Source organism: Bacteroides helcogenes P 36-108 (assembly GCF_000186225.1).
GTDB lineage: Bacteria > Bacteroidota > Bacteroidia > Bacteroidales > Bacteroidaceae > Bacteroides > Bacteroides helcogenes.
In genome coordinates this window covers 2,537,780-2,549,913 of the sequence record NC_014933.1, presented here as the reverse complement: position 1 = coordinate 2,549,913, position 12,134 = coordinate 2,537,780, and the positions used below count along the sequence as shown (strand labels likewise).

The window sequence follows — 12,134 nt, the reverse complement described above, 5'->3', positions numbered from 1 at the left end:
TAACAAAGAAGATTATTCAATAAATATTAAAAAAAATCAACTTATTCTTCATGCAATGCCTCAGCAGGGTGTATCTTCATCGCACGCCTTGCCGGATAGCAGATACCGACAGCAATCATCATCGCCATCAGCAGCCAAGTGACCGCAACAGCAAGCAAGAAGCGTAGGGCTGTAAAATTTATCTTGCTGACATCCAACAGTTCGGCCACTCCCACATTGAAAGCAATGACAATGGCTGGTATGGACGAGAATGTGAGAAGAAGCATTCCTTCGGCCATCAGCCGTGAAAAAACAGCCTTCCGACTACTGCCCAAAGCCATGTGCAGAGCCACTTCGCCACGCCGTTGCTGTGTGCGGAACCAGAACGTGCCTATCACTCCAAGAAAGATGTTCATCAGTAGAAAGCCCAGCACGCAAAGCTGCGTCTTCATCTCATTCATATCCTCCAATTCATACGCCTCCCGATGTTCATTGAGAGAGGTGACGTTGAGCAGATAGAGGTTACCTGTCTGATAGAGACGGTCGGCATCGGCCATCAGTTTATCGGCGAAACCATGATCGGCATCGGGAGAGACACGAACGTTAAGGGTGATGTAGCGAGGATTACCGTACTCCTTCAACCTTGCCAGATCAAGGTAAGTAGCGGCGTACGGACCTCCCCATTGCGAAATGGTGTTGAAATGTGACCGACGTACCGGCATACCGACCGCACCAATGGTTCGAGGTTCATTGTCAAAACTAAGAAGCTTCACTTCACGCCCCAGCAGCGAGGCAGCATCATTCAGGCCTAATTCAGGATGTCCCTCCTTCATCAAGTTAGAAGAAACCACCAGCTTGCCTTCACGCAAGGCAGCCGCCATACGGGTATATCCGGTTTCATCCGAAGCTCCGTAACGGAAAAGGCGGAAGAAATCCGGCTCCACCCAAAGATGACGGACACTTACCGACACGGTGTCTATACCCACCTCCACACCGTTACTTCCTTCATTGTAAGGATAGCAGTTTTGCGAAAGAGCCACGGCCTCTATGCCGGGACGATGGCGCAAGCGCCCGGCAATCTCCACCAACTGTTCCATATCATCGTCCGAAGTCAGTGCAGGGTTATAGAGTGCCGACTTGGGACTGAGCCTGCTGACGGCAATATCATAACAGTGCTCCGTGTCAAAACCCATCGGAGCGCGATAGACATGAAGCGTGACCAGCGTCCAGTCCACAATGTACCACAATATGACAAACACCAGCATCAATTCCATGAACAGGAAGAAGTTGCTGTGCCATTCGTTCCTTATCTGTCTTAGCATCATATTCATTTGTTCTTTATAAATCCTTCTTTCAAGAGACATTATTCTATCGTTGGTTTATCGCATCCGAGATGTTCATTTTCGAGGCACGCCAGGCAGGAATACCAGCACTGAGCAGGTTCATCAGCAGGCAGAAGCCGAAAGCGGCAATGAAAGCCCAGGGAGATAGGAGCATGCCTGCCGTCAAGGCGGTATCTCCGTTGAGATAGGCATTGGTGCTGTTGCCGAATAAAAAACCGTTCAGCAGGAAAGTGGCTGCATAGCTCAGAACAAGCCCTAAAAGTCCGGCAAACAGCGTCAGCAACAGATTCTCGAAGAACACCTGCCGTACCAGTTCAAAACCTGTGGCCCCGAATGCCTTGCGCACTCCTATTTCGGTCATGCGCTTCCGCATCCTCGACAGTGTCATGCTGCTGAGATTGATGGCAGGTATCAGCAGAAGGATGAGCACTACAAGAACATATCGCCTGACGATACCCGTCGTATCAAGTGTATCACCCCACTTGCGGTAGAGATTGGCAAACTGTCCGTCCGGCTGCCCGCGATAGAATACTTCAATCTTTTCCAATCCCTCGTTGTACTTGCGGCGCAGCGTCTCCACGTCGCGGCGCAAAGCCGGAAAGTCGGCCGCAGAATGTGCAAGGATGATGGCATGCATCATGCCCATGGTGTCTCCAAGCCAAGAGATGGTGGAGGCATCGTTCGAGCTGTAAGGAACCCATACCTGTGCATAGGCCGAAGTGGCAAGCACGGAAACATCGGCCACCACACCGGTGACAAGATAGTCCACGGCATTCAGTTGCACCGTCTGTCCTGCCACATCTGTCCGACCGAAAATCCGACGTGCCACAGTGGCGGAGATTACCGCACGCGGAAGTCCGGAGTCACAGTCTGTCTTTGTAAAAGGCACACCGCAAAGAAACCTGAAGCTGAAAATCTTCCAGAAATCCTCATCGGTCTGTACCATGTCGGCTGTCATCTTTGCCCCTGCAGGTAATGCCACGCGCACTTTCTCACTCAACGATGTCAGCGTGACGGCTTCGGCATCGGCCAGTGCCCTGAAGCATTCGCGCCCTGTCTGCACGGACATGTATCCGTTGACGGAGTGAGCTTCGCTTTCCCCCTTCTGCTTGGCCGACATAGTAGAAACATAGAGCGAACGTGAACGGTTAATCTCCGGCTCACAGTCCACCATACGTACTTGCAGAGTGATGACGAGCACCATTATCATGCAGATGGCAAGCGCCGTACCAAGCACGGAAACCCAAGTGATGACGGGATTCTCGCGCAAATGATAGAGGGATTGTTGAAAATAAAGTCGTATCATTCGCATCACTCAACGCCCTACTTTCAGATTACGGGTATTCACTCTGCCGATGCCATCTTTCGATATATCAGCTTTTCCGGCCGTACCACTTAAAGTCACACTACCCACACCGTCCACATCGGCGGAAAGATAATCGCAATCTACGTTGATGGCTGCCTTGCCCACTCCGTCCAATTCCACTTTCAGAGTGCGGCAAGTCAAATCCTTCACATTCACTTTGCCCACTCCTTCTATCTGAAACTTAACTGCATTCAGTTTCAAAGGCTTCTCACAGTTAAAACTGCCCACTCCGGTAAACTCCACATTTTTCAAATCCGGAGCCGTGAGGTATATTGTCACACCTTCCTTGCGGTTGCGTACCTCTTTGTCGCCATCCTTAATGCCGATGGTAAGGATACCATTACTCACCGAAGTAGTGGTGGTCTTCACATATTTCTCCTTGCCTTCAATCTTTAAAGAATACGTATCGCTTTGGGTAAAATATACCGTAGCGACCGAAACCACCTCTATGGATGAAAAATTATCTACTTTACGGATTTCACTCACTTTGGCATCTTGTGCCAACGCACCCCCTGCAAATGCAAGCAGCAATGCAATGATTATACCTATCACATTAGTATTCATATTCTTTTGTTCTTTTATTGTTAATACTTTATTGTCTTTTCATCCTATTCTTCATGTAATGCCTCTGCCGGTTCTATCCTCATGGCTTGTCGTGCCGGAAACCATATTCCCGTCACCACCATCAGCGCTATCAGCACCCATGCCACTAACGATCCAATTAGAAAACGCGTCACACTCCACTCCACCGGCCAAGTAGATATAAGAGAAGTCCGTCCAATGGTAAATTCCGCCACACCCACATTGTAGCATACAATCATGGCAGGCAACGTCACCAATACCAACAGCAACAGCCCCTCGCCTATCAGCAGGCGAAACACTCCGCCACACGTGCTGCCCATAGCCATCCGCAGGGCTATTTCAGAACGACGGCGGCGAGTGCGGAACCAGAAAGTACCTATCAGTCCTAAGAACACATTCACCAACAGGAAGAGCACTACCACAGTCTGACTGTTCACCTTATCCGTATCACCATTCATCACCTCAAACTGCAACTGCTGTTCGGTATAAGGAGCAGCATCGGCTACAAACGCATTATCAGTGTCCAGTTTCGGCGCTATCTTGCGGAGGAACTTCTCCCGATAATCAGGTCCGTCAGCGGCACGCTTCACACGGAATACAATCTGAGACCAATTGTCAGTAAATTCAGTCTTAATCATATTCTCTCCCAAGTGATAGAAGAACCAAGGTGCATCGGTTCCATAGCGGTAAGAACGGAAAGCACCGGTCTTCCCCATCTGCTTGATGACCGTGACAGAATCACCGTTGCCCAGCAGTGTAGCCTGCGAAAACTCCGGCATCTTCTTGCGAAAACGCTCAAAGGCGGCATTGCTCAGTGTCACATTATTCCATCCTGCGGGAGTGTCACGGAACGGGTGGCGCGGATCATCACTCATCCGGAAAACATCCATATATCCTCCGGTAGCATAGATACAACGTCCTTGCACCCAAGAAGTGTCTTGCACCACCAACGAACTGTAACTGTTGCTACCACTCATCGGCAGACTCCAGTAACAGAGGGCTGCCGCCTCTACGGAAGGCTCTTGCTCCAATTTCTTCAGTATGCCCAGATACTTGTCGGCAGCAGTCAGGCTTGTGTCCCGACTCTCTCCGCCCACAATGGTGGACAGTTGATAAACATGCTCGATATTGTAGCCCAGCGGACGGTAGAAAGTATATTTCATGCAGCCCAGCGAATCACAAAGGAACCACATCACTATGAATACCAGGAAAAGTTCTGCCAACACCCAGCCATTGCTGCTGAAGCGTGCCATTATCATACGTAAGTTATGTATCGTAAATTTCATATCAAATGCCTCCTTCTATTTATCGTTCAAAGAATCCACGATCGTGCGTCGTACCGCCATCCATGCAGGCAGTGCCGCGCTAAGCAGATTGATAACCACGCAGAAAGCAAATGCTAACAAGAACACCCAAGGGCTGAACAACGCCCCCATGCTCAAGCTGAATTCGCCCGACGTACCCACATTCTGACTGTTGGTGAACAGCCACATACGCATGGCATATACTGCCAGGTAACTGAAAAGAAATCCCACAAATCCGCCTAACAGTGTCAGGACTAAATTTTCGTTCAGTATTTGCCGCACAAGCACACCTTTAGTTCCACCAAAGGCCTTGCGCACACCCAATTCAGCAGTGCGTTGCTGCATGCGGCTGTTGCTCAGACCACACAGATTGAGCGACGGAACCAGCAGGATGATGAACAAGGCTATGGCATATTGCAGATAGAGCATCGTCAGATCCGGTCCTACATTGGCCCATACATGGTTGACGTGCGCCACGATGTTGTCCGGTTGCTCCATAATGTCTATCTGCTTATCGCCCAATCCGGCATTGACGCGTTCCACCTGCCTGGCTATGCCCTGCCGGATGGCAGGGAAATCATCGGGTGTACGCGCCAGTGCAGCAATCTGCATGCCGCCCAGATAGCTGCGTGCATTGGTCACTTTCAGTTCGTCGGTACTGTACATGCCCCACACTTGTGCATACGCATCCTTCGCAGTGACGGAAACATCCTTCACCACTCCCACGATGCGTGCAAGTTCCCGGTTCAGCAGGAATTCCTGCCCCACTACCTCCGTGCTTCCAAACAGTTTCCGCGCTACAGATGCGCAAACCACCACCGCCTTGCTATTTCCCGCACGGTCGGCCTCAGAGAGTCCGCGTCCGGCAAGGAACTGCATGCCGAACACTTTCCAGAAACCGGGGTCTGTCTGCATGGCATCCACTTTCACCCGGTTGCTGCCATCGGACAACGAAGCCAACGACAAACCAGCTACAGTAAATGCCGTGCAGTGTTCCACTTCGGACACCGGCTGCACGCACTCTTTCATGAATGCCGCCGAAGGATTACTCCAATTATCATTGCCTTTCTTTTCCTTGTCATATACGTGCATACCGGAAAAGTAGAGGCAACGGCTGCGGTTCACCTCAGGTTCCAAATCAGCATACTTCGTTTGCCAGGTAATCACGACGGCCATAATCATGGTAATGGCAAAAGCCGTACCCAATATGGAAATCGTGCTCAACAACGGATTAAGCTTCAAAATGGAAAAGGCTTGTCTTATAATTCTCATTTTTTCAGTAGATAATTAATAATTAAAACGATACTTACTCTACCTGACGTCCGTCGAAAAAGCGGACAGTCCTTGAAGTCAGTTTAGCTTGTTCTTCATTATGAGTTACCATCACAATGGTACGTCCGTCTTCTTTATTGAGTTGATGCAACAGATCCATGACTTCCGCACCCATCTTGGAATCCAAATTACCGGTAGGTTCATCGGCGAGTATTATCTCCGGATTGCCGATGATGGCACGAGCGATGGCTACACGCTGGCACTGACCACCGGAAAGCTGTGTAGGCATGTGACGCATACGATGACTCAGCCCTACTTTTTGTAATACCTCTTCGGCCAGACGACGGCGCTCCTTGGCCGATACTTTCCGGTACAGCAGGGGCAGTTCCACATTATCCAGTACATTCAGTGAGTTAATCAAGTGGAAAGACTGAAATACAAAACCTAACTTCCGATTACGGAAAGCGGCCAATTCCTTATCTTTCATCCCTTCCACCTTGATTCCGGCTATTTCAATCGTACCACTGGTAGGTGCATCCAGCAAACCCATAATATTAAGCAATGTGGACTTGCCACAACCTGAAGGTCCCATGATACTGAGGAACTCTCCCTTATTCACTTCGAGGTTTACATTCTCCAATGCCATGGTTTCAATCTCATTGGTACGATAAATTTTGTTGATGCCTGTTAACTTAATCATAATGGTAAGTATTTAATTGTTATTATCTAATTTTATTTCTGATCATTTGGCTTTTAAAATCATATCAAGATGTCCGAAAATGAATACTCTACTGCTTTCGGCCACCTTATTCGTCACGGAGTGCCTCGGTAGGCGGTATGCGACTGATGCTGCGGGCGGGGATATAGATGCCGATAAGCACTACCACCAACAATATCATAAGAATGACGAGCGACACAATACTGAAATGCTGCGCAAAGCTACTCACCCAATATGTTTCGAGTGGCTCCACCGAAGCTGTTCCAAAGTTCGACGTCCAAGCCGTCACCGCCGAGTTGTGCCAATCAAGTCCGTTGTTCAGCCCCTCCTTCAGCGCATATTGCAGATAGACGAGAAAACCGGTCAACGAGGCAAGTACCGTCAGTACCGTCCCCTCACCCAACAACTGGCAGACAATGTGCCGCGGTGTGGCTCCGAAAGAAAGCATCACGCCCACTTCCTCGCGGCGGGTACGCGTCTGCAACCAGAAAGTGCCGATGACACCCAAGCAAAGGTTTAGGAAGAAGAACACCGCCATCGCCAGGTTGCGGCGATAAACGGGGGCGGAACTGTCTGCCTCCAAATCTGCAATGAGGTCACTGTAAGGACTGGTGCAACGGGCGAAAAGATTGCCACGTCGCATCTCCTTCAGCATCCACGGACGGAAGTCGTGCATGAAGCGTTCCATGCTGACTCCTTCCTTCACCCGTATCAGGATTTGGGCATAGTTAGGTATGTCGCTCACATCAATGGACAAGGTGGGGATAAACGCTACTGACGTAGGCCGCCAATCACTATACGCCTTGATAGAGCCCAAAGTGCCGATAATTGTTTTATAGAGTGTATCGCCATGGCTATAGCTCACGGTACGCTTTCCCTGCACATCCTTCGTGCCGAAAATCTCGTATGCCGCATCCTCGGTCAAGACTATGTCTTGCTGGGTATAGCTATAGTCGGACAGTTGTTGGGGTGTACGCCCCGTGCCCGGACGGAAGCCGTAGGTCTCGAAGAAGTGCGTATGCGGCAGGAACTGCATCCACATGACTTGGTGAGGCACGGTGTCGCCCTCGGCCGTGTAAAAAGTATTCCCGTTTCCCTGCGAATTGGGGTAACAAAAGCCTAAAACCGGAGTGGCAAGTTCCACGCCTTCAAAGCTTCTGGCATGGCGCACCAGACTCAGATAACCGTCCACCAAAGAGGCGGAATCTTGTGCTTCGGCCACGTAGCCGGGAGCATTGGGCTGCAAAGCGGCCAGTGAGACGAGGCAAAGGCGGTCTTCATCATATCCTAAAGGTATGTTGCGGTCGTATGTTACTACAATCACCGGATCCAGTATCACCCAACTGATGATGCTCACCAATACCAGTTCTGCCAGGAGCCACCCGTTGCGGCGACGGCGTGCCCAAAGATTTTTCAATATCAATTTCCACATAATCTTTTCGTGTTTCAGTCTTCTTATTTATCTTTTTTCATTCAGGGAGTTCACAATGGGACGACGCAGCGAATGCCAGGCCGGGATAAGTGCCGACAACATGTTGAGCACCACGCACAGCAGCAAGGCGGCGGCAAATACCAGCGGGGCAAACAGCATCTCGCCCGATACCTTGACATCGACACCATCGGGAATCACACTGCTCCATCTGTCGAACACGGTAAATACCCATTCGCGCGACACGTAGAGCGCCAGCCATGCCAACAGCAGTCCCAATGCACCGCCAAGCAACGTCAGCAACAGGTTCTCCCACATCACCTGCCCTAACAACTTTCTACGCCCTGCGCCGAAGGACTTGCGCACGCCCATCTCTGCCAGGCGGCTCTCCATGCGGCTTCCTATCATGCCGCTCAGATTGAGCGAAGGCACTAACAGCAGGACGAGCAGCATCAGCAGGAAGTAGCGCACCGTGGCCCATACATCGAGTTCCTTGCTGACATAGGACTGGAACACACTGAGCAGATGCGGAATGGGCTGTTCCCAAAACTCCACTTTCCATTCATCGGGATGCATCAGGTTCTCCTTGCGGGCAATCTCTTTCAGCTCTGCCCGCAAGGCATCGCCCTGCTTGCCGTCCTTCACCTGGAAAGTGACGCTGAACGCTCCCATATAGTCCATACCATATTTAGGTTCCCGATAGCCGGAGGCGACACTATAGGGCAGATAGACCTGCGAATAAGATCTCTGCATCAGGTAACTGCCGGAATGAACCACTCCGCATACGCGGTAGTCAATATAATCCAGCCGGAACGAGCGTCCCACCACCCCTTCGACAGTGCCGAACAGACGGCGTGACAGTTCGTCGGTAATGACAGCCGTGCAGATGCCGCTTGCCAAATCGGAAGCCGTGAAGGGATTGCCCTCCAAGAAACGAAACCGGTAGATGCGGAAGAAATTAGGATCAGTGAGCTTGACTTTCACCGGGAAATCCCCGCTAAGGTCGGCAGGCTGTATGTAGCTGTTACTAAATGCCACATCGTTCAGTTGCGCCGAAACGTATAGGGCGTTCTTGGTGGGATAGAACCAGTCCTGCAAAGCCTTGTAAGACACCGCCCACTGGTATTGCGACTTGTTGCCTTCCGGTCCGCTTTCCATCTTGCAACTGGTGAGGTAGAGCGTGTTCAAACGGTTCACCTCTGGATAAACGGGGGCCATCTTGACGTAATAAACCATGGCTATAACCATGGTCATGGCAATGGCAAGTCCCGTGCCTGCAATGTATAGCGTACTGAAAAGCTTATTCTGCTTCAGCAATGTCCAGGATTGTTTCAAATATTTGCTTATCATATTGTTATTTTGCTATTTAATAGTTTTCCATTTTATGAGAGATGAACAACTGTTTCTTCAGGGGATACATCGGTTACATGCAGGGGTAAAAAGCGTAACATGCAAGGGTAAAAGAGATTACTTCAGTTTCAGTTTATTCTTGTTCTTGTATTGACTCATGTCGCTCACCACTACTTCATCACCCGGTTTCAGACCGCTGACAACCTCTACAAACTCAAAATTCGAGTCGCCCAACTGTACTTTCCGTTTCACTATTTCCTTGTCAGAGTTGCGCACAAAGAGTTCGTACTCTCCCCGCCCCACATAATAGCTGGCGTTGGCCACACGCATCACGTCCTCTTTTACAGCATTCATTACATATACATCTGTCTTCAAGCCTGAACGAAGACGGCGATTGTTATCTTCATTCAACTGCACCGTGAAGGAAATCACACCATTCTTTGAAAGCGGAGTCACACTGCTTACAGAACCTTCCAGCTTCTCACTACCTATTTTCACAATCGCCCTGCCCCCGGCAGCCACACGGTCGCCATAGGTATCGGCAATCTCACCTTCCACCTTGAAGTGGCTCAAATCGGAAATCACCGCAATCTGGCTGCCTTCCGAAACCTGTGCGCCGATCTGATTATTGATGTAGGTAAGGATGGCCTTTCGCGGAGAGCGTACTTGTGCATCGTCCAGCGTCCGCTTGGTTTCGGCAAGGCTTTTACGGAACATGCTGAAATCCAACTCCTGTACCTTGTATTCGGCGGCAAGCACTTCCCTCTCATTGGCGTATTTCTGCTTCAGTTGCTCATACTCCAGTTGGGCGACATTGTAGCTCAACTCCGCCTGACGCACTTTATCCGTAGTACCCGAACCAAGACTGTCGAGGTAACGTTCGTTACGCAATTCCACTTTCATGCGGTTCAGCTTCATGGCCGAAACTTTGATTTGCATTTGCAGGTCATTCAGTTTCGTCTGATTATTCACCTGAAGCTGCTTCAATTTATAGCTGCGCATCTGCTCCTCATCCAGAAGCTTCTTATAATCCGTTTCGGCACTCTGCAAGTCCAGTTTCAAAATCGGAGTACCGACATCCACACTGTCTCCACCTTTCCTATATACTTCCAGAATGCGGGTGTTGATGGGCGAATTGATGATTTCCTCGAATGCGGGCACTACTTTTCCGGATGCACTGACACTCACTTCAATCGTCCCCCTACCCACTTTGGAGAACACAAGATCCTGTTCCTTCACACCGGTACGCATCAATGAAATGAGTGCACTGATTACTATGACGCCTGCCACCCCCATGCCACCATACCGAATGATTTTCTTATTACGTTCCTTGTTGCGAACTTCTTTCGGAATTTCTCTGTCCATACCTTCTATTTATGATTTAATTATTTCATTCAATCTTTATGGTAGCCAAATTCATGCCAAAAACATAAATTATTGAAAATAAGCGTAAAGACCAATATACGGAGTGTCCGAAAATGAACACTCTGTACATTTTCGGATAACAGCAGCGAGCATGATACATTCATCCGAATATAACAGCAAATTTAAAAAGAGAGCAAATCCTATATATACATATAGAAATTAAAATGGGCTAAAACATTGCATTATATCAACGGTAAAAGCATTTTAGGCACACAAAAAGGTAGTAATTTCACAATTATACAATCTTTTTTCTTATTTCCTCCAGAGCATAACATTACTGATAATTACAATTTACTTAAATATAGCTTCACATACTTATAAATTGAAAGAAGAATCAGCTTATATTTGCACTGACTGAAAGCTGCACTAAAAATAAATAGAAAATAGACATTCCTTTATGACAATCATTATCCAAAACGTCGTATATTTGCATCGAAAGAAAACAAAAGGATATATTAATTAACCGACAATGTGCAAAATGACAAGAAGCATAAAATTTACCAAGATGCATGGCGCAGGAAATGACTATATATATGTGGATACAACCCAATACCCTGTCGAAAATCCGGAAAGGCTCTCGAAGACATGGAGCACGCCACACACGGGAATCGGCAGCGACGGCCTGGTACTTATCGGGAAGTCGGATAAAGCGGATTTCAGCATGCGCATCTTCAACGCCGACGGTTCGGAAGCCATGATGTGCGGCAATGCAAGCAGATGCATCGGAAAATATCTTTTTGACTACGGACTGACCAAGAAAACAGAAATTACCCTCGATACCTTGTCGGGCATCAAAATACTGAAGTTGCACGTAGCTGCCGACGGAAAAGTGAACACCGTAACAGTGGACATGGGAATTCCGGCCGACGAACCTGTGAACTATGACGGTAATGGAGCTAAACCGATGAAAGAGCAACCTATACTCATAGAAGGAAAACGATATGTAGGAACCACCGTTTCAATGGGAAATCCGCACATCGTGATTTTCGTCAACGACATCACGGATACGGATTTGGCAGCCATCGGCCCCAAGATAGAGAACCATCCCCTTTTCCCCGGAAGAATCAATGTGGAATTTGCCCAAGTGCTGGGCAAGGGACAAATCAGGATGCGTGTCTGGGAGCGAGGGTCAGGCATCACACAAGCCTGTGGCACAGGCGCCTGCGCCACGGCAGTGGCAGCTTTCCTTACGGGACGAGCCGGCAGGCAATCGATCATCATCATGGATGGCGGCTCAGTCGATATCGACTGGGATGTAGCTTCCAAACATGTTCTTATGACAGGCGGAGCAACCAAAGTATTTGAAGGGGAGATTGAAGTATAAAAAAATGACGCCGAGAAAGAAAACAGAAGAAACTTAAAACAA

The 12,134-nt window shown here is 49.0% G+C and carries 10 protein-coding genes; 1 reads left to right on the top strand and 9 read right to left on the bottom strand.

Going from position 1 to position 12,134, the window contains the following annotated elements; genetic code table 11:
• Positions 1–41: 41 nt before the first annotated feature.
• From BACHE_RS10350 to BACHE_RS10310, 9 genes are all read right to left on the bottom strand, one after another.
• The gene (locus BACHE_RS10350) at positions 42–1,310 is read right to left on the bottom strand and encodes an ABC transporter permease (RefSeq protein ID WP_041579341.1); all 1,269 of its coding nucleotides are present in this window, start codon (positions 1,308–1,310) and stop codon (positions 42–44) included.
• Between the two features lie 37 nt (positions 1,311–1,347).
• Positions 1,348–2,628, bottom strand: coding sequence for an ABC transporter permease (locus BACHE_RS10345; RefSeq protein WP_041579340.1), 1,281 nt, complete (start codon positions 2,626–2,628; stop codon positions 1,348–1,350).
• Between the two features lie 9 nt (positions 2,629–2,637).
• Positions 2,638–3,252 (bottom strand): GIN domain-containing protein, encoded by a 615-nt coding sequence (locus tag BACHE_RS10340; protein ID WP_013547646.1) that lies wholly within the window; start codon positions 3,250–3,252, stop codon positions 2,638–2,640.
• Between the two features lie 44 nt (positions 3,253–3,296).
• Positions 3,297–4,556 (bottom strand): FtsX-like permease family protein, encoded by a 1,260-nt coding sequence (locus BACHE_RS10335; RefSeq protein WP_041579338.1) that lies wholly within the window; start codon positions 4,554–4,556, stop codon positions 3,297–3,299.
• A 15-nt stretch (positions 4,557–4,571) separates the two neighbouring features.
• Complete coding sequence (locus tag BACHE_RS10330; protein ID WP_013547644.1) at positions 4,572–5,846, bottom strand: ABC transporter permease; 1,275 nt, start codon at positions 5,844–5,846, stop codon at positions 4,572–4,574.
• Positions 5,847–5,880: 34 nt separating this feature from the next.
• Complete coding sequence (locus tag BACHE_RS10325) at positions 5,881–6,546, bottom strand: ABC transporter ATP-binding protein (protein ID WP_013547643.1); 666 nt, start codon at positions 6,544–6,546, stop codon at positions 5,881–5,883.
• Between the two features lie 106 nt (positions 6,547–6,652).
• Entirely contained in the window at positions 6,653–7,996 is a 1,344-nt protein-coding gene (locus BACHE_RS10320) for an ABC transporter permease (protein ID WP_013547642.1), read from the bottom strand.
• Positions 7,997–8,023: 27 nt separating this feature from the next.
• Positions 8,024–9,343 carry an ABC transporter permease gene (locus tag BACHE_RS10315; RefSeq protein ID WP_013547641.1) on the bottom strand — a complete coding sequence of 440 codons (1,320 nt, stop codon included), beginning with the start codon at positions 9,341–9,343 and terminating at the stop codon, positions 8,024–8,026.
• Positions 9,344–9,460: 117 nt separating this feature from the next.
• A complete protein-coding gene (locus tag BACHE_RS10310) occupies positions 9,461–10,708 on the bottom strand; it encodes an efflux RND transporter periplasmic adaptor subunit (protein ID WP_013547640.1) in 1,248 nt (415 codons plus the stop codon).
• A 538-nt stretch (positions 10,709–11,246) separates the two neighbouring features.
• On the opposite strand from BACHE_RS10310, the gene dapF reads away from it, so the two are divergent.
• A complete protein-coding gene (gene dapF / locus BACHE_RS10305) occupies positions 11,247–12,092 on the top strand; it encodes a diaminopimelate epimerase (RefSeq protein WP_013547639.1) in 846 nt (281 codons plus the stop codon).
• Positions 12,093–12,134: the final 42 nt, after the last annotated feature.

Bases quoted from the DNA above. Each gene is read 5' to 3' on its own strand.
- BACHE_RS10340 (WP_013547646.1), bottom strand. From the start codon at position 3,252: ATGAATACTAATGTGATAGGTATAATCATTGCATTGCTGCTTGCATTT.
- BACHE_RS10310 (WP_013547640.1), bottom strand. From the start codon at position 10,708: ATGGACAGAGAAATTCCGAAAGAAGTTCGCAACAAGGAACGTAATAAG.
- BACHE_RS10320 (WP_013547642.1), bottom strand. From the start codon at position 7,996: ATGTGGAAATTGATATTGAAAAATCTTTGGGCACGCCGTCGCCGCAAC.
- BACHE_RS10325 (WP_013547643.1), bottom strand. From the start codon at position 6,546: ATGATTAAGTTAACAGGCATCAACAAAATTTATCGTACCAATGAGATT.
- BACHE_RS10330 (WP_013547644.1), bottom strand. From the start codon at position 5,846: ATGAGAATTATAAGACAAGCCTTTTCCATTTTGAAGCTTAATCCGTTG.
- BACHE_RS10350 (WP_041579341.1), bottom strand. From the start codon at position 1,310: ATGAATATGATGCTAAGACAGATAAGGAACGAATGGCACAGCAACTTC.
- BACHE_RS10345 (WP_041579340.1), bottom strand. From the start codon at position 2,628: ATGATACGACTTTATTTTCAACAATCCCTCTATCATTTGCGCGAGAAT.
- BACHE_RS10335 (WP_041579338.1), bottom strand. From the start codon at position 4,556: ATGAAATTTACGATACATAACTTACGTATGATAATGGCACGCTTCAGC.
- BACHE_RS10315 (WP_013547641.1), bottom strand. From the start codon at position 9,343: ATGATAAGCAAATATTTGAAACAATCCTGGACATTGCTGAAGCAGAAT.
- dapF (WP_013547639.1), top strand. From the start codon at position 11,247: ATGACAAGAAGCATAAAATTTACCAAGATGCATGGCGCAGGAAATGAC.